The 21,786-nt window shown below is 45.6% G+C and carries 21 protein-coding genes, 3 tRNA genes and 1 pseudogene; 9 read left to right on the top strand and 16 right to left on the bottom strand.

The features are described from left to right. Positions 1-7: 7 nt before the first annotated feature. From ACH19P_RS03785 to ACH19P_RS03775, 3 genes are read right to left on the bottom strand one after another with little or no spacing between them, the layout of a single operon-like run. On the bottom strand, positions 8-1,348 hold the full coding sequence (locus tag ACH19P_RS03785; RefSeq protein WP_462157166.1) for an N-acetylmuramoyl-L-alanine amidase: 1,341 nt from the start codon (positions 1,346-1,348) through the stop codon (positions 8-10). Next, the gene (gene tsaE, locus ACH19P_RS03780) at positions 1,341-1,811 is read right to left on the bottom strand and encodes a tRNA (adenosine(37)-N6)-threonylcarbamoyltransferase complex ATPase subunit type 1 TsaE (RefSeq protein WP_462157165.1); all 471 of its coding nucleotides are present in this window, start codon (positions 1,809-1,811) and stop codon (positions 1,341-1,343) included. The genes ACH19P_RS03785 and tsaE overlap by 8 nt, the downstream gene beginning before the upstream one ends. A 6-nt stretch (positions 1,812-1,817) precedes the next feature. Then, the gene (locus tag ACH19P_RS03775) at positions 1,818-3,305 is read right to left on the bottom strand and encodes an NAD(P)H-hydrate dehydratase (RefSeq protein WP_462157164.1); all 1,488 of its coding nucleotides are present in this window, start codon (positions 3,303-3,305) and stop codon (positions 1,818-1,820) included. A gap of 12 nt (positions 3,306-3,317) precedes the next feature. Between ACH19P_RS03775 and queG the strand changes: the two genes are divergently transcribed. Then, a complete protein-coding gene (gene queG, locus ACH19P_RS03770; RefSeq protein ID WP_462157163.1) occupies positions 3,318-4,484 on the top strand; it encodes a tRNA epoxyqueuosine(34) reductase QueG in 1,167 nt (388 codons plus the stop codon). Positions 4,485-4,526: 42 nt separating this feature from the next. Here the strand turns inward: queG and ACH19P_RS03765 are convergent, their stop codons facing one another. The 7 genes from ACH19P_RS03765 to orn all read right to left on the bottom strand — a co-directional run bounded on the left by ACH19P_RS03765 (position 4,527) and on the right by orn (position 11,106). Beyond that, positions 4,527-5,651, bottom strand: coding sequence for a response regulator (locus ACH19P_RS03765; protein WP_462157161.1), 1,125 nt, complete (start codon positions 5,649-5,651; stop codon positions 4,527-4,529). Between the two features lie 56 nt (positions 5,652-5,707). Beyond that, entirely contained in the window at positions 5,708-7,678 is a 1,971-nt protein-coding gene (locus ACH19P_RS03760; protein ID WP_462157159.1) for a sensor histidine kinase, read from the bottom strand. 27 nt (positions 7,679-7,705) lie between these two features. Further along, complete coding sequence (locus tag ACH19P_RS03755; RefSeq protein ID WP_462157158.1) at positions 7,706-9,820, bottom strand: methyl-accepting chemotaxis protein; 2,115 nt, start codon at positions 9,818-9,820, stop codon at positions 7,706-7,708. A gap of 149 nt (positions 9,821-9,969) precedes the next feature. After that, a tRNA-Gly gene (locus ACH19P_RS03750) sits at positions 9,970-10,045 on the bottom strand. Positions 10,046-10,180: 135 nt separating this feature from the next. Further along, positions 10,181-10,256, bottom strand: a tRNA-Gly gene (locus ACH19P_RS03745). Positions 10,257-10,307: 51 nt separating this feature from the next. Further along, positions 10,308-10,383: transfer RNA gene (locus tag ACH19P_RS03740), tRNA-Gly, on the bottom strand. 177 nt (positions 10,384-10,560) lie between these two features. Continuing rightward, positions 10,561-11,106: an oligoribonuclease gene (gene orn / locus ACH19P_RS03735; protein ID WP_462157157.1), complete on the bottom strand. Its 546-nt coding sequence runs from the start codon at positions 11,104-11,106 to the stop codon at positions 10,561-10,563. A gap of 117 nt (positions 11,107-11,223) precedes the next feature. Here orn and rsgA point away from each other — a divergent pair, with 117 nt between their 5' ends. Together rsgA and asd are read left to right on the top strand one after the other, a co-directional pair. Next, positions 11,224-12,285 carry a small ribosomal subunit biogenesis GTPase RsgA gene (rsgA, locus tag ACH19P_RS03730; protein WP_462157156.1) on the top strand — a complete coding sequence of 354 codons (1,062 nt, stop codon included), beginning with the start codon at positions 11,224-11,226 and terminating at the stop codon, positions 12,283-12,285. A gap of 69 nt (positions 12,286-12,354) precedes the next feature. Further along, the gene (gene asd, locus ACH19P_RS03725; RefSeq protein ID WP_462157155.1) at positions 12,355-13,221 is read left to right on the top strand and encodes an archaetidylserine decarboxylase; all 867 of its coding nucleotides are present in this window, start codon (positions 12,355-12,357) and stop codon (positions 13,219-13,221) included. Here asd and ACH19P_RS03720 read toward each other — a convergent pair. Further along, positions 13,214-13,708: an N-acetyltransferase family protein gene (locus ACH19P_RS03720; protein WP_462157154.1), complete on the bottom strand. Its 495-nt coding sequence runs from the start codon at positions 13,706-13,708 to the stop codon at positions 13,214-13,216. The two genes, asd and ACH19P_RS03720, sit on opposite strands and share 8 nt — an antisense overlap. A gap of 78 nt (positions 13,709-13,786) precedes the next feature. Between ACH19P_RS03720 and ACH19P_RS03715 the strand changes: the two genes are divergently transcribed. The 5 genes from ACH19P_RS03715 to ACH19P_RS03695 all read left to right on the top strand — a co-directional run bounded on the left by ACH19P_RS03715 (position 13,787) and on the right by ACH19P_RS03695 (position 16,403). Further along, entirely contained in the window at positions 13,787-14,329 is a 543-nt protein-coding gene (locus tag ACH19P_RS03715; protein ID WP_462157153.1) for a glutathione peroxidase, read from the top strand. A 95-nt stretch (positions 14,330-14,424) separates the two neighbouring features. Then, complete coding sequence (locus ACH19P_RS03710) at positions 14,425-14,706, top strand: peptidylprolyl isomerase (protein WP_347391185.1); 282 nt, start codon at positions 14,425-14,427, stop codon at positions 14,704-14,706. A gap of 70 nt (positions 14,707-14,776) precedes the next feature. Further along, a complete protein-coding gene (locus ACH19P_RS03705; protein WP_462157152.1) occupies positions 14,777-15,364 on the top strand; it encodes a glutathione S-transferase family protein in 588 nt (195 codons plus the stop codon). A gap of 5 nt (positions 15,365-15,369) precedes the next feature. Next, positions 15,370-15,723, top strand: a complete 354-nt coding sequence (locus ACH19P_RS03700) for a DUF2750 domain-containing protein (RefSeq protein WP_462157151.1) — start codon at positions 15,370-15,372, stop codon at positions 15,721-15,723. Between the two features lie 5 nt (positions 15,724-15,728). Further along, the gene (locus ACH19P_RS03695) at positions 15,729-16,403 is read left to right on the top strand and encodes a site-specific integrase (RefSeq protein ID WP_462157150.1); all 675 of its coding nucleotides are present in this window, start codon (positions 15,729-15,731) and stop codon (positions 16,401-16,403) included. A gap of 16 nt (positions 16,404-16,419) precedes the next feature. Here ACH19P_RS03695 and ACH19P_RS03690 read toward each other — a convergent pair whose 3' ends face one another. Beyond that, positions 16,420-17,295 (bottom strand): TolB-like translocation protein, encoded by an 876-nt coding sequence (locus ACH19P_RS03690; RefSeq protein ID WP_462157149.1) that lies wholly within the window; start codon positions 17,293-17,295, stop codon positions 16,420-16,422. 202 nt (positions 17,296-17,497) lie between these two features. On the opposite strand from ACH19P_RS03690, the pseudogene ACH19P_RS03685 reads away from it, so the two are divergent. Continuing rightward, positions 17,498-18,396 (top strand): annotated as a pseudogene (locus ACH19P_RS03685) (phosphoribulokinase). Between the two features lie 28 nt (positions 18,397-18,424). Here ACH19P_RS03685 and speD read toward each other — a convergent pair. The 4 genes from speD to astD form a co-directional block, all read right to left on the bottom strand. Continuing rightward, positions 18,425-19,231 carry an adenosylmethionine decarboxylase gene (gene speD, locus ACH19P_RS03680; RefSeq protein WP_462157148.1) on the bottom strand — a complete coding sequence of 269 codons (807 nt, stop codon included), beginning with the start codon at positions 19,229-19,231 and terminating at the stop codon, positions 18,425-18,427. 93 nt (positions 19,232-19,324) lie between these two features. Next, on the bottom strand, positions 19,325-19,732 hold the full coding sequence (locus ACH19P_RS03675; RefSeq protein WP_462157147.1) for an OsmC family protein: 408 nt from the start codon (positions 19,730-19,732) through the stop codon (positions 19,325-19,327). 101 nt (positions 19,733-19,833) lie between these two features. Then, a complete protein-coding gene (locus ACH19P_RS03670) occupies positions 19,834-20,181 on the bottom strand; it encodes a DUF3802 family protein (protein ID WP_462157146.1) in 348 nt (115 codons plus the stop codon). A gap of 124 nt (positions 20,182-20,305) precedes the next feature. Next, positions 20,306-21,775, bottom strand: coding sequence for a succinylglutamate-semialdehyde dehydrogenase (gene astD, locus ACH19P_RS03665; RefSeq protein WP_462157145.1), 1,470 nt, complete (start codon positions 21,773-21,775; stop codon positions 20,306-20,308). Positions 21,776-21,786 lie beyond the last annotated feature (11 nt).

The raw sequence follows: 21,786 nt of genomic DNA, 5'->3' as shown, positions 1-21,786 counted from the left end.
GGATCTCTTAAGTTCGGGGAATAGTCAGAACTTGGCCAATATAGACGGTATCTGTCTTCAATTTATTTGCGCGTTTAATAGCACCAATTGACACCCCATAGCGACTCGCAACAACACTCAGGGATTCACCACGTTGGATTTTATGGCGAGTCGGGTTTTGTGCTTTTATGGTTGCAAATAAAGAGTCATCAGGCGGGTTGTCCATGAAGTAACCGCGGATAGACTTAAACACGGCTTGTGCCAACTTTTGTTGGTGAGAGGGTGATTTCAGTAAACGCTCTTCTTGAGGATTGGAGATGAAACCAGTTTCAACCAAGATAGAAGGTATATCTGGTGACTTCAAGACGCCTAAGCTCGCAGCTTGCGGATAGCGCTTATGCATAGTGGCCACTTTACTTAATTCTCTAACAGTCTCTTCGGCAACCTTAAAGCCGGTTTTCATGGAATGGTCCATAGACATGTCTAATAGTGTTTGTGCCAAATATTTCTCGCTCGCCGTGTCGCGAATAACATCCGCGGCACCACCAAGGAGTTCGGAGTGCTTTTCCCTATCCTCAATCCATTTACCGATTTCAGAATTAGCTCGGCGTAGTGACAACACCCACACAGAAGCACCGCGAGGCTTAGGACTGGTAAATGCATCTGCATGAATTGAAACTAGAAAATCAGCTTTGCTATCACGCGCTTTACCACTGCGAGAATTCACTTTGATAAAGTAGTCACCACTGCGCACAAGGTGCGCTTTCATACCACGCTCCGCATTAATCAAATTTTGTAAGCGTTTGGCTATTTGTAAGGTGATATCTTTTTCATACGTGCCACTAGGACCAATTGAACCGGGGTCTTCACCACCATGCCCCGCATCAATGGCAATCACGATATCGCGATTTGTTTCTAGCACTCTATTTTTTGGCGTTTTTTGCGCTTCTTGACCATCGCTTTTATCGTAGAGATCGATCACTAGACGGTCCTTATATGGACCTGTTGGCGCCAATGCAAACACGACAGGTTTGCTGGGTTTGGTCAATTCAAATACGACGCGAGTAGAGCCTTTTTTCTTCGGTGAACTGGCTCGAATTACATCAATAATCTGATGCTTTTTCTCGATATCTGGATAGGTGGTTCGGTGCTGTGTATCGTTTATATCAACAACCAAACGCCGTGGATTACTGAGCATAAAGAAGCTGTAATCCGGTTTTTCAGACATATCAAAGACCACGCGGGTACTGTCCGGCGATGGCCATACACGCACACCCTCAATCTTGTTTTGTGCCGAGGCGGCCACGGCCCACAGAAAGAGTATGCTACTTAAGGTAATCTTGCTTGCGATTGTAATTGTTTTAAGCATTGCCTTTTAACTTCGTTACTACGTCAGCACCACGCTCGGTTTGAGCAACAATACTGATTTCACGCGCTTCCCCTGTATACTCTAGCGTGATTTTTAAGTCAGCGCGAGGGATCACACCTTCGCCTTTACTTGGCCACTCTAGAATACACACAGCTGTATCATCAAAATAATCTCTGATCCCCATGAATTCAAGTTCTTCTGGATCAGCTAATCTATATAAATCAAAGTGATATATATTGACCTCTGGAAGTTCATAAGGTTCAACTAAGGTATAGGTCGGACTCTTAACCTTGCCTTTATGACCAAACCCTTGCACGATACCGCGCGTAAGCGTTGTTTTGCCTGCACCTAAGTCACCATATAAATAAATCACCACGCCTTGCGCTACTAACCCCGAGAGGGTATTTCCAAAGGCAACGGTCGCTGACTCATCAGCTAGAAACTGGTGAAATTGCTCACTCATTTACGCTTATCCTACTAAAGATCTCAAAACTGGAAATAAATCACTGGCCAGCAACCCTTTGCCACCTTGGTTTGAGGCTTGCTGCGCAGCAAAGCCATGTAAATAGGCTCCCAGACACGCTGCATCACGATCATTGAGGCCTTGTGCCAATAACGACGCAATAATACCAGATAATACATCACCCATCCCTGCACTCGCTAGTACCTCTGAACCACTGGTATTGATATGAATCCCTTGCTCATGAGCAATCAAAGTTCCCGGCCCCTTTAATAAAGCCGTGATACGAAACTTATGCGCCAGCGCTTTGGCTGCATAAAAACGATTACTTTCAACGTCGGCGACAGTGTTTTGTAATAAGCGGGCCGCCTCTTTCGGGTGTGGGGTAAGCACCGCATTTTTAATCTCCACAGGATTGTGAGCCAACAAATTAAGGGCATCTGCATCGATGACTTTAAGAATGTTTTTACCTTGCGTAAGAACCTGCTCAAAAAGACTTTTAGCCCATTCGCATTGCCCCAATCCAGGCCCGATGGCAACCACATCTGCCTTTTCCATCAGAGGCACCAATGCGCCCGCATCCTTGATGCCGTGTACCATCAATTCATACCGCCCTTGCAGTACCGCATTTGCGTTTTCGGGGTGAGTAGCAACACTGACAAGACCAGCACCACAACGTAATGACGCTTCGGCACATAATCGTGCCGCTCCAGCCATACCCAGACCACCAGCAACAACCAGAACATGACCCGCTGATCCTTTATGAGCGCTCGGTGGGCGATAAACTCGCTTTTGCATCATTTGGTCGTGCATTAATCGCTTGGTGCTGGGAGCACATAGGTGGGCAAATGCTTGGTCGACTCCCAAAGGTGCGAACCACAATACGCCACATTGCGCTTTAGCACGCCCAGTCAGTAAACCTTGTTTAAGGCCGATAAAGGTAATGGTGTGATGCGCCGCAAATGCGTGTTCATACACTGCACCAGTTAAGGCATTAACGCCACTGGGTACATCTATCGCAATTCGTGTAGCTTTTGCTTCGTTAAGGCGCGCAAAGTGCGCATGCAGCTCTTGCTCAAGGGGTCTATCAAGGCCAATCCCAAACACCGCGTCCACAATCACCCCATAACGGTTCAGGCTAGGTTGATGCACACATTGCCCACCCGAAGTTTTGTAGACATCATACATAGACTTCGCATCACCAGATAAACGGGATGGGCTCATCAGTGGCCAAACATCAACGTCATAGCCTGCGTCTGTAAGCTGCTGAGCAACAACAAAACCATCTCCTGCGTTATTACCGCACCCAGTAATAATCAACACCGCATGTTGCTGGCTATAATGTTGCTTGACCCATTGCGCCACTACCGCGCCTGCATTAGTCATCAGCTCTGGCATACTTAGGGCACAGTGCTTGGCAGCAATCGGTTCGTTGTCCTTCAATTGTTGGGGAGTGTAAGCTTGCTGTGGTAAATTAGTACTGTAGCTCAAATCCATGGTTGTTAACTTTTGCCTCAAGACACTCTTAATTATCCTGAACTAGCCCTACAAATTAAGCAATGGGCCAACGAACTTGGTTTTGCTGATGCGGCGATTTGTGACATCGATCTCAGCCAATATGAATCACAGCTACAACGTTGGTTAGATTTAGGCTACCACGGCGAAATGAGCTTCATGGCTGAACATGGCACTAAGCGCAGTCGCCCAAATGAACTTGTGCCCGGCACAGTGCGAGTGATTGCACTCAAAATGCATTATCTACCGCCGGATGCTGGGTTCGCCAAAACACTAAACGACCCGAATAAAGCCTATATTAGCCGCTATGCTCTGGGTCGTGACTATCACAAACTAATGCGTAATCGCATCAAAAAGCTCGGCCAGCGCATCAGTGACCATGTGAGCGAACTGGGCTTTCGTCCCTTTGTGGATTCCGCCCCAGTCTTGGAACGCCAACTCGCCGAAAAAGCAGGGCTCGGTTTTATAGGTAAGCATAGCTTACTCATTGATAAAAAAGCAGGATCTTGGTTCTTTCTTGGTGAATTGTTTATCGACATTCCGCTGCCCGTGGACGACCCTGAAAATAATGAATCAAGCCAAGGCGAGTGTGGTAAATGCGTGGCCTGTATCACCATGTGCCCGACCGGCGCAATTGTCGAGCCTTTCGTTATCGATGCACGTAAATGTATTTCCTACCTGACTATTGAACTTAAAGGCGCTATTCCTTTGGAATACCGCAGTGCAATGGGTAATCGCATATATGGTTGTGATGATTGCCAGCTGATTTGCCCATGGAATCGTTATGGAGAAATTACTGAAGAAGCGGACTTTTATGCACGCGAGCAACTCAAAGACAAAGACCTTTTAAGCCTATTTAGCTGGGATGAGCAAACGTTTTTAAAACACACCGAAGGCAGCCCTATTCGCCGAATTGGCCATCAGCGTTGGTTGCGAAATATTGCTATTGCGCTTGGTAATGCGCCCTATAGCGAGGAGACAGTCACAGCGCTTACAGAAAAACTAACTCTGGGCGATGAGCTAGTTAACGAGCACATTCAATGGGCCTTAGCTGAGCAAGAACGAAAGCGCTCAATGATTGCGGTGGCAATAATTCCGACTGAGAAAAAAACACAGCGCTTAATCCGCGCTGTGCAAAAAGGACTGCCACGAGACGCTTAACTAATGCCTGCTGCAAAAACACATAGCAAATGTCAACACGCCCTAAGCTAGTAACTTAGCAAGGTCTTGTTCGATAAGTTCAAACGCAGCCCGTACTTGCTCGACTGAATCCGCTCTGGCAACTGACTTCTGAATGGTGTCATCAACCTTTTTATAAATAAATAGCTCTTGGTCTTCATCCAATCCCATCATCGGAATACGTGATTCAAGATCTTCTTGCAGGGAGCGAAATACCTGCTCGTTTTCAGCTCGGGTGTTATCCATTAACGACATTAAGCCACGGAATTGCTCTTCAATGCGTGTCACAGCTTCAGATAATTGCTGTTGCCTGAGTTCCAACGCCTTACGCGTTAAAATAGCGCCCAATTGCTGCTCGGTAACGCTCACTAAGAAACATACGTGATCGCGAATACGCCCATGTTTTTCCGGCTCATGCTCTGGCATATTGAGGATCAGCAAGCTGACCGATTCATAATTCACCAACAGTCGCTGCGAGAACTCATGGAGTCGACCACGGCTTTTAAGCATGTCAAAAAGCTCAATTACGATGGGTGAACATACCCCAGAAAGCGCGAAGTGATGTGTTTTATCCTCAATACGCAGCTCCGCATTACTTTGCAAACCAAAACGGTTTAAGCAATGTAACAGCTCTAAACCAAGTTGTTCGACTTCCCAAATATCACCGATACGCTCAACATAATTGACTATTTCTCCCATCTCGGAGCTATTCGCCATCGCGTTAAACGCGGTTGAAGTGGCATCATCCACTTGCTGCTGCAAGGTCTCTTTTTCTTCCAAAAATCCCTTGAGATGCATAAGCTTCGATTTCAGTTCATCGTGGCTAAAAGGTTTAACTATGTAATCCTCTGCCCCGACTGCATAGCCTTCCATGCGCTCTTCTACCGTGCCTCTGGCCGACACAAACATCACCACGATATCGTCAGTTTCAGGATTCGCTTTAAGCTGGCGGCACACATCATAGCCGTTCATATCCGGCATACTGACATCCAATAGAATGACATCAGGATGGTATTCACCAACAATCGCTAGGCACGCGGGACCACTATCAACCATTCTCAATTCAAAATCCTCGCCTTCAAGGATTTCTTCTATGATCTCGAGGTTGTACTCCTCGTCGTCTACCGCCAGTACTTTTTGCACCGTCATATGCCCGTCCTTTCATACTTATTTCTTACATTAACTATAGTCAAAATTCGTCCATGTCATTGATTTTGTGTTGCATCTCGCGGCTGTGTCCGCGGTAATTTCAACTCTATTATCGTGCCGCCTTCTGGGTTTAATTTGGCTTCTATGTGACCTGAGTGTAAAAGCACAAACTCACGACATAAGGCTAACCCGAGACCTGTTCCACCAGCGCCTCTATCTGTTTGACTACTCTGAGAAAATTTATCAAAAACGTGTTCTAACTCTTGTTCTGGTATACCGATACCGTTATCGACTACCTGTATTTGCAGCTCGTTGACACTGTCATTTAAAAGCACCCGAATGGCACTTTTCTCTGGGCTGAACTTCAATGCATTGCCCAACAGGTTAGTCATAATTTGTGTAATTTGCGCACTGTCACATTCGATTTCATGATTATTGCACTGAGAGTGAACGTGCAGCTCAATGTGCTTTTCGATTGCAGTGCCTGACACGTCCTCTGTACTGGCCTCAATCAATTGACGTATGTTGACAGGCTGCGGATGAAACGGAAATTTACCCACATCCAATTTCGACAAGTCGAGTAAGTTATTCAGTAACGAAAGCAATCGAGTGCCACTTGTTTGAATCCGCTCTAAATATTTTGTTAATTTGTCTTTTGGCGCTTCACCTTGATTTAGTTTGTCTAAACCAAATTTGGAAAAGCTAAGGATAGAATGCATCGGTGTACGCAATTCATGGGACATATTGGCCAAGAATTCAGACTTACTTTTATTCGCCGCTTCTGCAGCATCTTTCGCAGTTTCTAACTCTTGAGTGCGTTCTTTTACGCGTAATTCTAATTCTGAGCGCGCTTCTTCAAGTAATGCCTGTTTTTCTTTGAGCTCCGTGACATTTTTAAATATCACTGCATACGCTATGGCACCGTGGTAATCCACTTCACTGAAAGACGCCACCATAGCGATGAGCCCCCGATGCGCGGTTTGCAATTCAATCTCACAGCGGTACTGATTTAAACTTGTGCCGCTGCCAATCGCCTTTACCAACTCCCCTTCGGACTGAGGGCTTAAGAAATTGAACAAGGACACTTTGCCCACTTCATCACTGTTGATATTTAACAATTGAGCGGCTGCATCATTGGCGTCAATAAGCGCGCCATTGCGCGCAAAAATGATCACTGCATCTGGGGTATTTTTAAATATAACCCGCAGCAGACTATCCTTCTCTATTAATGCATCAACGGTGTCTTGCAAGCGCTCAACAAGCTGCGCATTATGGCGTTTCAGAAGTTCATTCTGCCAAAGTTTGTGCACTGACTGCATCAACATATTGTGATCGGCAGGCAGTTCAATCACACTTTCTATACCGATACGAATAGCTTCAAGCAATTCTGCTTTGTGACTATCTTTAGCCAGTAAAATACATCGGCAATGAGGCCTTGTGCGCCGCAACTGCTGATAAATATCACTGCCACTTTCATTGCCCACGCGATAGAAAGTGATGAGGATATCGATATCTTGATCGGTGTTAATCGACAGCACTTCCATCAGAGAATGGGCGCGAGCGACTTTAATATGCGCCCCTTCAAGCCAACCGCAGATATCCTCAGCGTCGTCGGATTCTGCCGCTAACAAGACACTGGGCAGAGATAAAGATTGCGGACCGTCAATTTCTAAAGTGCTTTCAAATAGCGCACTAATTTCTTTGTTTTCAAAAAATGGGTAAATGACCTGAGCGTTAAAAAACAACTTATTGAGTTCGGCAAAATTTGTGAACACCTCTCCTTGCTCAGCTTTTGGGGCCAGCAAGGCTAAACTCGATTCTGCAATTTGCGGCTTTAGCTGCTGTGCGATATGCAGTGGCACACCATGAGCAATCACATACATATCAGCCGGCTCTAAGGTCGCATCGTGATCCAGAGTGGAAAAATGAACGAGCCTGACGTCGCATTCAAGTAATTCGAGTAATACTTTAATGCGCATGGCGAGCACACTTGTGGCGTCAATGATAAGTATTTGCCGTTTAATCATAGTGCGACTGCATCTCCCCGCCCAGATTTACGTCTTCAACCGGCTTAATTGCGCATCTTGTTCTTGCACAAGCTGGATAAGCTCTCTCGAACCATTACCTGTTTGTTTCGATAAATCAGCTAAGTGTGAAGCTGCATCAGAAATCATTGTAAGGTTGCGGTTTATTTCTTCAGTAACAGAGCTTTGCTCTTCTGCAGCAGTGGCGATATGAGTCACCTGATTTGTAATTTCATTCACTTTTTCAACCACTTCATGCAAGGCTTCGAATGCACTTGAGGTTTGTGCTACTGCGTCCCCCGCTCGCGATACTCCCTGTTCAATAATGCCAGATGCACTGCTCACCTCTTGTTGTAAACGCGTAATAAGGGCGCTGATGTCATCAGTGGATGCGCGAGTCTTCGACGCTAATGCGCGTACCTCATCTGCGACCACTGCAAACCCTCGTCCTTGCTCTCCCGCACGTGCGGCCTCAATAGCGGCATTAAGTGCGAGTAAGTTCGTTTGCTCAGCGATCGTTCTGATCACATCGAGTATTTGGTTGATGTCATTACTACGCGACGCGACTTTAGAAACTGCATCGTTGGCATCGTTGATTTCAGATGACATTGTTTGCACCTGTTCTACCGCTTGTGACAAGCTGCGCTCGCTCACTTGAACTAACCGATTAATCTCTTCTGTTTGTTGTGCTGATTGTTCAGATGCGCGCGCGACTTCTAATGCTGTTGAACTCATTTCATTCATCGCCGTAACAACACTTTCAATTTCACTGAACTGGCGCTCGACATTTTCCTGAGTATGCACTGCGACTTCCGAGGCGCTATTCGCTTGGCCCATAGTGCGATCTGATAACTGCTTTAATTGCGCAATCAAAGTACGTAATTTCTCAATAAAGGCGTTGAAACCATTACCCAAAGCAATAAGCTCAGCGTGCGTGTCAACGTTCAAAGATTGCGTTAAATCTCCTTCAGCACTCGCCAGGTTCTCCATCCGCAGTCTGATCTGCTCGATAGGTTTAACAATGGTGCGCGTAAGCAAGTACATCATTGCTGTTGCAGCGGCTAATACGATTAATGCAACAATGATGAGTACCGTTTTTAACTCATTGGCGTTGTCGATCAAATTTGTTTGTAATTGCCTTGCCCCCGCCATGGCTAGTTCTTCAGGTACTTCAATCACAAGTTTCCAAGTTGAGTCAGCCAGTTTCACTTTGATCGGATAACTCACTACAAATCGCCCACCAATTTGCGAGACATCAACTGATTTGGCACTTTCAACCTGTTGCCAAACTGCTTTATCGACGATACCGGAAAGCGGTTTACCCAACTGCGCTTTGTAGTGACTACTGCCAACAATCAGCCCTCTTGCACTAATCAATGATACTTTTGCACTCCCTTGGTATAAGGCTGAGGACAATTCTTCGGTAACTTTCTGGAAGATGGGTAGATTCAAATCAATTCCAGCGACACCTATCGACTGGCTGTTAGCCAGAATTGGGGCTGTTAGAGATGTCATCATCTCTGAATTACCGGGAGAAATTTCGTAAAGGTAGGGTTCCATTAAACAGGGTTTTTTCGTATCGATAGCGCACAAGTACCACTCAGCCTCTCGGATACCCATGTCATTAACGGTCGATACATGCTTTTCATCAGCGTCTTCAACCACCTGCTGCTCAATCGAACCATCTGCATTGCGCACCATATAGATTTCGAGTGAACCGTGACCAGGGACTGAATGTTGATAACCAGACAAGTACTGATCATCAGCACCGTCATACGCATTATCTTCAAATTGGGAGTAAATAGACGAAACAATGGTGTTTTGGGTTAGAACAGCGCGATTGATTGCTTCGATATCATCACGTGCTAACGGCTTACTTTGCGTGCGCCCTAGAATACCAGCCATTGTATATGGAATACGGTACGCTTCATTTATAAGGCCGAGAATTTTCTCACCATCCTGACCCGCCTTAGCTAATAACTTTTGTTCAACTTCTGCACTGATAAGTGCATTGGCTTGCTTCATAGCTTCATCATTACTAGCTTCTAATTGCCACCACAAAATACCAATAAGCAAAGTAACAGCAAGAAAAAGTGCACCACAACTGGCTAGGAGTAATTTTTTAGCTAAAGGCTGACTACGCATCCGCTAACACCTTGATAATGAATAACTAGGTAAAGCTTAGCTTAGGCTTTCTAAATAGGTAAAAAAAATAGCACAATCAAACACTTGAACCTATTTAAGGTACAGTACATTAGGGGATAAATTCAGTCCGAAATGTCTTGGGGGAAAATTGGAGCGGCACACGAGGTTCGAACTCGTGACCTCGACCTTGGCAAGGTCGCGCTCTACCAGCTGAGCTAGTGCCGCTTCACAGAGTGCTCTTTGTTTTATCGCTGGTCGCAACCTTGAGGTCGCGGCTTCGCAATTTAGCAGCTGAGCTAGTGCCGCTTCATAAGATGCTCGAAAAATAAAATTCAACAGTTGAGCAAACTATTGAAAGTTTGGAGCGGCACACGAGGTTCGAACTCGTGACCTCGACCTTGGCAAGGTCGCGCTCTACCAGCTGAGCTAGTGCCGCTTCATAAGATGCTTTAAGTTAAGATTCAAACCCAAGCAAGGTTTGAAAATTTGGAGCGGCACACGAGGTTCGAACTCGTGACCTCGACCTTGGCAAGGTCGCGCTCTACCAGCTGAGCTAGTGCCGCTTCACAGAGTGCTCTTTATTTATCGCTGGTCGCAACCTTGAGGTCGCGGCTTCGCAATTTAGCAGCTGAGCTAAGCCGCTTCTTAGATGCATAAAACTTGAGCGTTGCTGTTCGTCTTAAGCGGGGCAGGATTCTACAATATTGCCCCCTCTTTGCAAGCCCTTTTTTGGGATTTTTTTAAATTTTGAAGATTTCTGTACGATAAACCTGCAATTCCATGATGGAATCCTTAATATCGTCCAGTGCAAGGTGCGATCCCTGCTTTTTAACCTTGGTGAGAACTTCAGGGTGCCAACGTCGAGCGAGTTCTTTAATCGTGCTTACGTCGATACTGCGGTAATGGAAGTAATTATCCAACTCACGCATATAGCGCACTAAGAAACGACGGTCTTGGCCAATCGAATTCCCGCACAAAGGCGAGGCCCCTTTTGGCACCCATTGCTGCAAAAAGGCAATGGTCTCATCCATGGCTTCCTGTTCACTCACCTGACTGGCTTTTACTCGGGCTGTCAAACCTGATTTACCATGCTGGTTAGTGCACCACTCGTCCATCGAATCGAGTAGCTCGTCACTTTGATGAATAGCGATAACCGGACCTTGAGCAAGAATATTGAGTTCACTGTCGGTCACTATAGTGGCAATTTCTAAAATACGATCATGTTCAGGTTCTAAGCCTGTCATTTCTAAATCTAACCACACTAAGTTTGTTTCGTTCACAGCCATATCAACCCAACCTTTGCTTTACTTTCGGTTTAACGCAATAACATATATCATATTAGCTTACCTCATAGACCTAAAGCTTTTTTAAAAGCTTTAGCTTAGCTAAGTAACAGAGACCGCGTGGCAAAAAAGAAAAAACTGTCCAAAGGCCAAACTCGACGCATTCGAGCGAACCATGAAAAGCGCTTACAACGCGCCAAAGAAAGCCCAACTGACAATCCCCCTCAAACTGAGTTCGACTCGGATAATCTTGGTCATCAAGAAACCGGTGTAGTGGTCAGTCGCTTTGGACAACATGCTGATATAGAAACCCCTGACGGAGATGTTCTGCGCTGTAATATCCGCCGCACGGTGGGGAGCTTAGTCTGTGGTGATGAAGTTTTATTCCGTCGCGCTAATGTCAGTGACGGCGATATCGCCGGTGTCGTTGAGCTAGTCGAAGAACGTCGCTCACAGCTAACACGTCCTGATTTCTATGATGGTGTGAAGGTTGTCGCTGCAAACATCGACCAAATATTGATGGTTTCAGCCGTCGTGCCTGAGTTCAGCACTCAAATTATCGACCGTTATATCGTCGCCTGCGAAGATATGGGCATTCCTCCTGTGTTGCTGCTTAATAAAGTAGACATGTTAGAGGATGAAGATCGCGACATGTTTATCGAAATTTTGGCTGAGTACCATGAACTCGGCTACGACATTCATCTTGTCAGCAGCCACAGTGGTGAAGGCATGGACACTATCAAAGAAAAGTTGGTTGGTAAAAACAGTATCTTTGTAGGCCAAAGTGGTGTGGGCAAATCAAGCCTGGTAAATTCCCTGTTACCTGACGCGGAAATCCTCACTCAAGAGGTGTCGTCCAACAGTGGTTTAGGTCAACACACCACCACAGTATCGCGCCTACATCACTTACCAAGCGGAGGAAACCTTATTGATTCACCCGGGATCCGTGAATTCGGTCTCTGGCACTTAGAACCAGAACGCGTAGCGTGGTGCTTCAAAGAATTTCGTGAATTCTTAGGTGGCTGTAAGTTTAGAGACTGCAAACATCTCGATGATCCGGGCTGCTTGTTACGTGAAGCAGTTGAGAATGGCCACATAGCAGAGTTTCGCTTTGACAACTACCACCGCATAATTGAATCCATGGCGGATGGTCGCGCTGGGGCGCGAAACCCTCGTGTTTAATTAGCACATAACGTAAACTGCCAATTAAACAGACCCTTATAGTCATAAAACATTTTTGAGAATTACACAGTGAACTTAGACAAAGTAAAGATTGCGTTTCAATATGCCCTACCAAAGCATGGTGTTTCTCGCCTAGTAGGCAAGTTAGCGGCGGCTAAAGCTGGAAAGCTTACAACTGCTCTTATCAAACTGTTTATCAAGCAATACAAGATTGATATGAGCGAAGCCTTGCACGAAGCGCCTGAACATTACACTACGTTCAATGAGTTCTTCACTCGCCCTCTTAAACCGGGTATTCGCCCGCTTGCAGAAGATGAAAACATCGTTGCGCATCCCGTTGATGGAGCGATTAGCCAATTGGGTGATATCCTCGATGGTCAATTAGTGCAGGCAAAAGGTCATTACTACAGCCTTGAAGCCTTACTCGGCGGTAACGCCCAAGATGCAGAACCGTTTCTCGGTGGCAAATTTGCCACGATTTACCTTGCACCGAAGGATTATCACCGCATTCATATGCCGGTGGATGGCACATTAACGCGTATGATCTATGTCCCTGGTGATCTGTTCTCGGTAAATCCATTGACCGCCCAAAATGTGCCTAATCTATTTGCTCGCAACGAACGTGTGGTCGCTATTTTCGACACCGAAATGGGCCCATTAGCTATGGTACTTGTCGGCGCAACGATTGTGGCCAGCATTGAAACAATTTGGGCAGGCACAGTGACACCACCAGCGGGGAAAGACGTATTTAGTTGGGATTATCCAAGCACAGGTGATCGTGCAATTCATCTTAAGAAGGGTGAAGAAATGGGCCGTTTCAAATTAGGTTCAACAGTGGTCATGGCGTGGGGTGCAAATCAAGCTGACTTCCTTGATTCAGAAGTGCCAGAGGCAGTCACGCGCATGGGCACCCCATTTGCGAAAAGAACTAACTAGTCAACACAAGTGACTTACCTAGGATGGTCAAACTGTATAATTGACCATCCATCTTCGCGACATTCGGCAACTCTCCCCAATGACTAAAGCCGGCGTTTTTGAATAGTTTCAAGCTCACTGTATTGTGGCTAAAAATAAACGCCAACAAGGTCGTTATCCCCAAACGTTGCGCCTCGTGCTCAACAAACTGCACACTTTGTTTTCCTAGCCCTTTACCACGCACTGTCTCGCACAGGTAAATCGCCACTTCAACCGTTTGATCGTAAGCTGGGCGACCGTAAAACGATTTAAAGCTCACCCATCCCACAACGCGGCCTTGTTCTTTGTAAACATAAATAGGTCGGGCGTCATGATGCGACAGAAACCATTCTCTGCGCGACTCTACAGTCACAGTCTCTGTGTCAGCTGTCACCATGCGACTCGGGATTGTCTGGTTATATATAGCAACGATATCTGGTAAATCATGTAGCTGGGCTTTTTCGAACATAACTGGCTAAAATGGTAGTTGATCACTTGGTGTGATAATAACGTAGTGATGACTCTAAACAATTAAAAAGAGAGCAAAATGATTAAAGCAATAATTCCTGCATTGGTTTTACTCAGTACAAGTTTTGTAAATCCTGTATTCGCGCAACAATGTGATGACTTCACCAACGTTGAAGTGAGAAAACTACGCTCAGATGAAACCATTAACCTTTGCGAGTTTAAAGACTCTCCTCTTTTAATCGTCAACACGGCTAGTAATTGCGGCTTTACACCGCAATTCAAGGAGCTAGAAGAGCTGCATCAACAATACAAAGACCAAGGTCTCGTGGTGATTGGCGTGCCATCAGACGATTTCTTCCAAGAAGAAGATGAAGAACAAGACACCGCGAAAGTGTGCTTTATAAACTATGGCGTGACCTTCACGATGCTTGCACCCGCTAGCGTGAGAGGGGATGACGCTCACCCAATCTTTAAGTACTTAAACGACAAAACCAGCTCACCGAAATGGAATTTCTATAAGTACCTTGTATCTAAAGACCGCAAAGAGGTGACCCGATTTAACAGCCGCACTAAACCGATGTCTAAAGAAATGGTTAGCGCAGTCGAACAAGCACTAAAATGACAAACAGCAATCTTTGTCTAAACTTATCTTTGTCCCTCATTCTGAGGGACAATTCATATTGCAGTATTAATAACAATCATTAAATGGAGTGAAGTATGGCTTTAGCGAGTGCGCGACACATACTGGTAGATAATGAGGCGCTATGCCTCGACCTCAAGGAACAAATTGAACAAGGTGCTGATTTCGCAGAACTGGCAAAGCGCCATTCGTTATGCCCAAGCTCACAAGATGGTGGCGCGCTTGGTGAATTCGGCCCGGGCATGATGGTACCCGAATTCGATAAAGTGGTATTTTCAGCACCATTAAATGTAGTGCAAGGACCCGTGCAAACACAATTCGGTTACCACCTTCTTGAAGTAACCAGTCGCAGCGACTAATTCCTTTAAATTTCAGTTGCATTGACTTCAAAGCCTGTTATGTTGAAGCTCTCAATTCAGAGTTCAGAATATGGCAGGCTTAGCAATGCAATTGTTCGGTTCTAATACATCTCCATACGCTCGCCGTTTACGCATGTTTTGCGAGCAACATAACCTAGATATTCCTTACGAGCACATTGATATCTTTTCACCTGAAGGCCGTGAAAAATTGCTTTCATATAGCCCAGTAGCGAAGATCCCATTTTTAGTCGATGGCGAGCAAGTCATATTGGATTCCAATGTGGTATTTGATTACATTACCCAGCAGCGCGGTTTGGCGCCTTTAAATTGGCATGAGAAGAACATTCTGACAACCATTAATGCCGCCAATGACTCAGGGGTAGAGTTACTTCTGAGCCAGCGCTCAGGCCTAGACATTGACTCAGATGCTTTGTTTTTCACCTTGCAAAAGAAACGCATTGCTTCGTGCCTTGAAGAACTGAACTTTCAAGTTGAACGAATCCAACATGATTATCTGCACATCAGTCTATTTTGCTTAATTGATTGGCTATCATTTAGAGAAATTATTAACCTAAGTGCCTACCCCGCTCTCCAAGTTTTCTTGCAGCAATATCAGCAAACAAAGTGGGCCCAACACACAGATCCGAGACAAGGGTAACTAACATGAGCCAACAAGATATCGAAATAGAATCACAATGGGACGTGTTCTGTGAGCATGTAGAGAAAACTAAAGTGGTGTGGCTATTAACATCAGACGATGGCGGTATCGCGTCAGTCTCTTCTGCCTACGATGAACAACAAGATGTACTGTTACTTTGGCACTCACAAGCGCTCGCCGCCGCTCAATGTGTCGGTGATTGGCAAGGTTTTGAACCGATGGACATGGCTTTGGATGAAGTCATTGAAGATTTTGCTCCGCAACTGCTGGAAGACAATGTCATGGTGGGGATCAATTGGGATCAACAAGTGTGTACGGAGTTATCGGCGAAATCGCTGATAAGTGCATTTACTGACTAAACACCGTGAAAACCCATTTAGGCCGACGCCCATTTTCGAGCATGGAGTTACATACCCTGTTTTCAGGGTATGTCTACGGCGATGAGAAAACCCCTCGTGAACAACCTAAGCATTGGCATTTTTGGCTGCCGTTACTAGCGTATTACACTGGTGGCTTTAGTGACGAGCTTGGGTGCATTGAGCTATGCGATATCAATATAAATACCAGCACACCTTATTTTCACTTACATACTCATGGCAAGATAAAACCTCGTAAGATTCCTATTCATCCACAACTGTTCAATGCTGGCTTAACGGATTATCTCGCATTTTTAGAACAACACGCACACACCCGTTTACTGTTCGATTTGCCCTCCAAGTCGGGGCGTTACAGCGAAAAAGCTCGAATTTGGTTTTCCGGAGAAGGGGAGCGTGCAGGCTATATGCAAAAGTGCCAGTTGCCGACCGTGGATCAATATGGTCACAAGACAGCATTGAGCAGTCTGCGCCTCAACTTCGAGCAATTCATTCGCATCAGCGCTATGCAACTCAATAGCAAAGCAGGGTTTTATTATCTGATGGGGTTAAAAGACTACCCTGACAACACCTTTGAAGATTTACGACTACTGCACAAAATAGTCAAAGGTGTGCGGGTTGTGAATCCTCAAGGCCACTGGCAGCGCTTTTTAGACCGACATTAGCCTTATTTTCGGCGAGTTACTCCGGTGTATTGTCCATTTCACAAACGAACGCTAGTTTCTCACCACCCACTAAATAACTTAAACGAGTAATTTGACCTGCACAATGTGCACTTAAATCATACCAGAGCTTCGCAGGTTTCGCGCTTTGCAGCTGCTTTTGGTAAATGCGGCCATGGGAAGCGTAGGCGATCGTGCCATCTTCTACCCAGGTGTAATCCTGAACGTCTTGCGGCAAACGATAAAGCTGTGTTACTTCATTACTTTCTGGGTTGAAGCTACTCAGCCAATTTTGCTCTGCTTGTATAAAGGTGAAACCATTAAGCAGTCGGCTATAACTGAATGCTCGCCCTGGGTTATCGGATACATGCCTCACATCGCTTGGCGCTTTGAGGGTAAAATACATCGCCTGATGAGGCTCGCCCAGCGCAAATACAAGGAGATCATCGCTAGGACCCCAAGCGTGATACCCAATCGTTAACGCGTTTTCCACTAGTCGCATGGGCTTATCAGCGCCTGATAAAGCATAACGCCACAATCTTTGGGCACCTCCAGGCTCAACGACTACAGCAGACAAAGCATCACCACTGGGTGTCACTGTCGGTGAGTATTCACTGTATTGTGCAGTGTTGGTAACATTGGCGCGCTGGCCTGAGGTAAAGTCATAGAAGAAAATGTCTTTTTGCGCTGACTCCGCTTCACCTACCTCGTAACTAAAATATACGCCTTTGTCTGTGATTACAGGCTGATTGCTGTAATTACCCGCTTCACTCACAGCATCGACTCGAGGTACATTTTTGGCATCATTGTGAAGAAGGAATATTTGGCTTTGGGCAAATGTTGATGAGCTTAGGAGCGCGGCACACAAAGCACCAAGCGTAGAATACTTTTTCATTATTATAATTTTTTAAGTTTACCTGCTGCCAGTTTAAACGCTTTCGCTTGCCGACGCTAATTTAGTGGCTTGCCACGTCAAAAGAGCAATAAATTATGGCGAACTCTTTGCCAACGCGAGGATGTCAACACCCTGCCCGCCACTTGATTTCACATCTGCCGACCTTTATAAAGGGTATTTGAATTAACAAACGATTAAACTTATGTCGGCAAAACACCCCATCGTAGCCATTACTGGTTCATCAGGTGCAGGCACCACAACGACCACAAATGCGATTAAGCATATTTTTCGCAGTTTGGATATCAATGCGGCCTTCATCGAAGGGGATAGCTTTCACCGCTATACGCGTCCAGAAATGGATAAAAGATCCGCGAAGCAGAGCAGCAAGGTCGACATATCAGCTATTTTGGTCGCGAAGCGAATGATTTTGGTGCACTAGAAGAGCTGTTCAGTAATTACGGCGAAACTGGCAGCGGTAAAGTGCGCCGCTATTTACACACTTTCGATGAAGCGGTTCCATACAATCAATTACCTGGTACGTTCACGCCTTGGCAAGACTTAGATACCGGCACAGATTTGATGTTCTATGAGGGGCTGCATGGCGGTGTTGTTGACGAAGAGCACGACGTTGCAAAACATGTCGACTTACTGATTGGCATGGTACCGATTATTAACCTCGAGTGGATCCAAAAGCTCATTCGCGATACCTCTGAGCGAGGCCATTCTCGCGAAGCGGTAATGGACTCCATCGTGCGTAGTATGGATGATTACATTAACCATATTACCCCGCAGTTTTCTCGTACCCACATCAATTTTCAGCGCGTACCGACGGTCGACACTTCGAACCCATTTAGCGCCAAAGATATTCCATCACTGGATGAAAGCTTTGTGGTGATCCGCTTTCGTGGCATCGACAACGTCGACTTCCCATATTTCTTACAGATGATCGACGGCAGCTTCATGTCACGCATGAATACACTCGTTGTCCCAGGTGGAAAGATGGGCTTGGCAATGGAGTTATTATTAACGCCGTTAATCAAGGAGTTGCTTGTTAAAAAGCGGGCATTAGAACATTTAGCGCCAACTGATTTACCAATCTAATTGGCGCTAAAACAGAAGCTATATGGGATTAAGCTTCTGGTAGGTTGCGGCCGTAGAAAATCTCTTGGATTTCACGGTTCAGACGCTCGCGAATTTCATCTTGCTCGTCTTCAGCAAGTTCATCCGTCGTCACACCAAACAAGTAAGCGTTTAGGTCTGTCTCTTTAAGCATCATCTTAGTGTGGAACAGGTTTTCCTGATACACGTTCACATCCATCATCTGGTACAACTCTTGTGTGTCTTCAGTCATGTAGTTCTGAATCGAGTTGATTGCGTGATCGATGTAGTGTTTCACACCATTCACATCACGAGTAAAGCCACGCACACGGTAATCAATCGTTACCACGTCTGACTCCAGCGAGTGAATAAGGAAATTCAACGCTTTCAATGGTGAAATGATGCCACATGTTGATACTTCTATATCAGCACGGAATGTACAAATACCATCATGCGGGTGTGATTCAGGATATGTGTGCACACAGATATGGCTCTTATCAAGGTGAGCGACAACTGATTCAGGCAATGGTCCTGGCGTTTCTTCACTATCGAAGCTTTGCTCGTCCACAGGTTCTTCTGAAATCAGAATCGTTACACTGGCCCCTTGCGGGTCATAATCCTGACGAGCAACATTGAGAATATTCGCACCAATGATGTCTACCACTTCACCTAAGATGTCAGTAAGACGATCAGCGCTGTATTGCTCATCGATGTATTCTATGTATTCTTTACGTTGTTGCTCCGTTTTCGCGTAGCAAATGTCGTAAATACTAAAACTTAAGCTCTTAGTTAGGTTATTGAAACCATGAAGCTTAATTTTGTCAAAGGGCTTGTTCACTGTAAACCAACCTCAACCTAGTCACAAAAGCCGCAACGGCCTTTAAAAAGAGCGCGGATTTTAGCCTAATTTGGTCCCTCAAAAAAGTACTTTTTATGCGATTTCTTGCACTTCAAAACTATGAGTGATTTCAACACCTTTTTCCAGCATCAAAGCGACTGAACAATATTTGTCTGCTGACAGTGAAACCGCACGCTCTACGTGCTTTTCACTAACCTCTATGCCTTTGACAATAAAGTGAAGATTAATTTTTGTGAACACACGAGGAACCGTCTCTGCACGCTCACCAGTGAGCTCAACTTGAACATCTTTTACTTGCTGACGTGCTTTTTGCAGGATACTTACAACATCCACAGATGAACATGCGCCTGCAGACATTAAAACCATTTCCATAGGGGAAGGTGCTTTGCTGTCGCTACCCGTATCGAATACCACATTGTGGCCAGAGTGTGATGTGCCGATAAAGGTATCGCCTTCAACCCATTTTACTTTCGCTTGCATGTTAACCTCATTGTTTTTATTTGATTCAACGCGATTGTAAATCAGCAGCCTAGCGAATCAAACTAGCAATTAGTTATTACTTTCGAGGTTTATATACTAGGTTAGGCTAAATTGGCGACGGCATTGTCGAAGAGATTTTTGATTAAGCCCGCAAACTCATCAATAAATTCGCGTTGCTCTTTGGTAACGGGGTGATTCACGACCGAACTAAGCACTTCTTGCAAGTCGTAAACAATACCGTCGACTTCACGCACAATTTGGCTGCGCTGATCGGTATCTAATTCGGTGTGCTGCTGACAAATCAGCATGACGTGCTCAGCTATCACATCTTCGATAAGCTCCATCACTGTGGGCGCATTTGGCTCTACAACGCCTGGTTTTTCGAACAATGCCAAATTTTGCGTCAGGTGCATGATGAGATCATCATAACCTTCCCTATCGAGTACCATGAAACACCTTAACTTCTTAGAATACTTAATAGATTTAAGCAGAAAGCGAGCCTAAATGCTAGCCAATAAAAAAGGCAAAAAAAGCAGCCGAAGCTGCTTTTTTTTAGGTAATAGCATCAAATGCTCAGTCTAAACTTAAGCCAGGGCTCAATGTGGCAGGCAAAGTGACTTGCTCTAATTCCACCGATGCCACTGGGTATGCGCAATAATCCGCAGCATAGTATGCACTTGCGCGATGATTGCCCGATGCACCGATTCCACCAAACGGTGCAGCACTAGAAGCCCCGGTGATTGGTCGGTTCCAGTTCACAATACCAGCGCGAATACGGCGTAGGAAATATTCGTAGTCAGCTTCATTGTCACCCAATAGACCCGCTGACAAACCAAATGCGGTGTCATTCGCTAATTTGATAGCCGCATCAAAATCCGTGTAACGGAACACCTTAAGTAGTGGACCAAAGTGTTCTTCGTCTGGGAAGTCAGTCACATTGGTACATTCAATAATCCCTGGAGTCACAAAGCCTGTACCTTGCGTATGCGTTAGCTCAACCAGCGAGTGCGCGCCTAAATCAATTAATTGCTGTTGTGCAGCCACCATACCTTTAGCAGCTGCTTCAGAAATCATTGAGCCCATAAATGGCTGCTCTTGCGCATCATACACATCCACCTTGATGTTTTTGGTGGCTGTAATAAGCTGCGCAAGAATTGCGTCACCACTTGCGCCCACAGGTAGAAATAGTTTACGAGCACACGTACAACGCTGACCGCTGGAAATGAATGCCGACTGGATAATATCGTGAACTGTTGCTTTGACATCAGATACGTCTTTAACGATCAATGGATTATTACCGCCCATTTCCAGCGCCAAGATTTTACCTGGTTGACCTGCATATTGCTCATGAAGAATATGACCTGTACGTGATGAACCAGTAAAGAACAAACCGTCGATATCACGGTGTGAAGCAAGCGCTTTGCCCGTTTCTACTTCACCTTGAACTAGGTTAATCACACCGTCAGGAAGGCCCGCTTGTTGCCACATTTTCAAAGTAAGTTCTGCAACCGCAGGCGTCAGTTCTGATGGCTTAAATACCACGGTATTGCCCGCAAGAAGTGCTGGGACGATATGACCGTTCGGCAAATGGCCTGGGAAGTTATAAGGGCCAAATACCGCCACAACACCGTGCGCACGATGACGGATTACCGCTTTGCCCACAGGCATCGCATTTTCAACCGTACCAGTACGCTCGAGGTACGCCTTTTCTGAGATAGCAATTTTACCTACCATAGCGCCAGCCTCAGTGCGGGTTTCCCACAACGGCTTACCCGTTTCTTGGGCGATAAGCACGGCTAACTCTTCAGCATTTTCTTTCAGTTGCTCGGCAAACGCCTTCACAATTTCGAGACGCTCTTCGAATGACTTATCAGACCATGGAATAAACGCTTCGCGTGCAGCATTTACAGCAAAGTTCACTTGCTCTGCAGTCGCTGTATTCGCCTCCCACAGAACCTGATTGTTCGCTGGGTTTATCGAACTAAAACTGTGGCCTTCACCGGCAAGCCATTGGCCATTAATAAATTGTGCTTGATGAGTCATTGTTATGGCTC

The sequence above is a fragment of the Pseudoalteromonas sp. GB56 genome, from assembly GCF_054923835.1.
This window is presented reverse-complemented; position numbering and strand designations above follow the sequence as displayed.

Bases quoted from the DNA above. Each gene is read 5' to 3' on its own strand.
- ACH19P_RS03715 (WP_462157153.1), top strand. From the start codon at position 13,787: ATGATTAAAGCAATAATTCCTGCATTGGTTTTACTCAGTACAAGTTTT.
- ACH19P_RS03705 (WP_462157152.1), top strand. From the start codon at position 14,777: ATGGCAGGCTTAGCAATGCAATTGTTCGGTTCTAATACATCTCCATAC.
- orn (WP_462157157.1), bottom strand. From the start codon at position 11,106: ATGGCTGTGAACGAAACAAACTTAGTGTGGTTAGATTTAGAAATGACA.
- ACH19P_RS03765 (WP_462157161.1), bottom strand. From the start codon at position 5,651: ATGACGGTGCAAAAAGTACTGGCGGTAGACGACGAGGAGTACAACCTC.
- ACH19P_RS03675 (WP_462157147.1), bottom strand. From the start codon at position 19,732: ATGCAAGCGAAAGTAAAATGGGTTGAAGGCGATACCTTTATCGGCACA.
- ACH19P_RS03785 (WP_462157166.1), bottom strand. From the start codon at position 1,348: ATGCTTAAAACAATTACAATCGCAAGCAAGATTACCTTAAGTAGCATA.
- ACH19P_RS03690 (WP_462157149.1), bottom strand. From the start codon at position 17,295: ATGAAAAAGTATTCTACGCTTGGTGCTTTGTGTGCCGCGCTCCTAAGC.
- ACH19P_RS03760 (WP_462157159.1), bottom strand. From the start codon at position 7,678: ATGATTAAACGGCAAATACTTATCATTGACGCCACAAGTGTGCTCGCC.
- ACH19P_RS03710 (WP_347391185.1), top strand. From the start codon at position 14,425: ATGGCTTTAGCGAGTGCGCGACACATACTGGTAGATAATGAGGCGCTA.
- astD (WP_462157145.1), bottom strand. From the start codon at position 21,775: ATGACTCATCAAGCACAATTTATTAATGGCCAATGGCTTGCCGGTGAA.
- ACH19P_RS03670 (WP_462157146.1), bottom strand. From the start codon at position 20,181: ATGGTACTCGATAGGGAAGGTTATGATGATCTCATCATGCACCTGACG.
- ACH19P_RS03775 (WP_462157164.1), bottom strand. From the start codon at position 3,305: ATGGATTTGAGCTACAGTACTAATTTACCACAGCAAGCTTACACTCCC.
- ACH19P_RS03720 (WP_462157154.1), bottom strand. From the start codon at position 13,708: ATGTTCGAAAAAGCCCAGCTACATGATTTACCAGATATCGTTGCTATA.
- ACH19P_RS03755 (WP_462157158.1), bottom strand. From the start codon at position 9,820: ATGCGTAGTCAGCCTTTAGCTAAAAAATTACTCCTAGCCAGTTGTGGT.
- ACH19P_RS03700 (WP_462157151.1), top strand. From the start codon at position 15,370: ATGAGCCAACAAGATATCGAAATAGAATCACAATGGGACGTGTTCTGT.
- tsaE (WP_462157165.1), bottom strand. From the start codon at position 1,811: ATGAGTGAGCAATTTCACCAGTTTCTAGCTGATGAGTCAGCGACCGTT.